Below are 1283 nucleotides of genomic sequence, written 5' to 3' on the forward strand. Positions count from 1 at the left end.
CTAGTGCGTTGTCCATAAACGTTCACCGGGTCGGTGACACGCCGGGCGGCGTCCACCGGTAGTTGCTGGGCAGGGCTCACTCTCGACGACGTCGGTGTCGGCTGTCGAGAGTGGGGTGGAAGGTTTGGCCGAGCCGGTCAGAGCACGGCGCTTGAGTTCGGACGAGGGCCGTAGGCTGCAACAACTCGTCCGCAGGGGCGATCAAGAATCCATTCGCGTACGCCGCGCGCTGATGGTCATGGCGTCGGCGTCCGGGACACCGGTCCCGGCGATCGCCCGGCTGGTGTGCGCGGATGAGGACACCGTGCGCGATGTGATCCACGCCTTCAACGAGATCGGGCTCCGCGCGCTGGACCCTCAGTGGGCGGGAGGCCGTCCCCGCCTGATCTGTGACGACGACATCGCGTTCATCGTCGCGACGGCCACGGCCCGCCCGAGCACGCTCGGGCGGCCTTTCACCCGCTGGAGCCTGCGTAAACTCGCCGACTACCTCGCCACCGACGCCGCCCGGACGGTCACCATCGGCCGGGAACGGCTGCGGCAGATCCTGCGCGACAACGAGATCAGCTGGCAGCGGACCCGGACCTGGAAGGAATCCAAGGACCCGGACTTCGATACCAAACTCGACCGGATCGAGCACGTCACCACCCACATCCCGCAGCGCTGCTTCGCCTTCGACCAGTTCGGTCCGCTGTCGATCCGCCCGCACCACGGATCGTCATGGTCACCCCGGGCCCATCCGGACCGGCTGCCGGCGACCTATCACCGCACGCACGGGATCCGCTACTTCCACGGCTGCTACAGCCTGGCCGACGACCAACTCTGGGGTGTGATCCGCCGCCGTAAAGGGGCGGATCACACTCTGTCGGCGTTGAAGTCGATCCGCCGGCGTCTGCCGGACGGCGGCCCGATCTACGTCATCCTGGACAACCTGTCGGCCAACAAGACCCCGGCCATCCGGGCCTGGGCGGCCCGTAACAAGGTCGAGCTGTGCTTGACACCGACCAGCGCGTCCTGGGCCAACCCGATCGAGGCGCAGTTCGGGCCGCTACGCATGTTCACCATGGCGAACTCGAACCACCCGAACCACACCGTCCTGGCCCGCAGAATGCACCAGTATCTGCGCTGGCGTAACGCCAACGCCCGTCACCCCGACGTCCTCACCGCGCAACGCCGCGAACGAGCCCGCGTCCGCAGCCAACGACAACAACGCTGGGGCCGACCCCGACTCAAGGCCGCCTGAACCTCAGACCCGGCAAACGTTCATGGACAACGCACTAGCG

At 67.3% G+C, this 1283-nt stretch carries 1 protein-coding gene; it reads left to right on the forward strand.

The genetic code is table 11. From position 1 onward, the window contains the following. Nucleotides 1-124 precede the first annotated feature (124 nt). On the forward strand, nt 125-1243 hold the full coding sequence (locus tag AB0I88_RS41310; RefSeq protein ID WP_361037775.1) for an IS630 family transposase: 1119 nt from the start codon (nt 125-127) through the stop codon (nt 1241-1243). The last annotated feature ends 40 nt before the right edge of the window (nt 1244-1283 follow it).

It is taken from the genome of Actinoplanes sp. NPDC049802 (genome assembly GCF_040656595.1).
Taxonomy (GTDB): domain Bacteria; phylum Actinomycetota; class Actinomycetes; order Mycobacteriales; family Micromonosporaceae; genus Actinoplanes.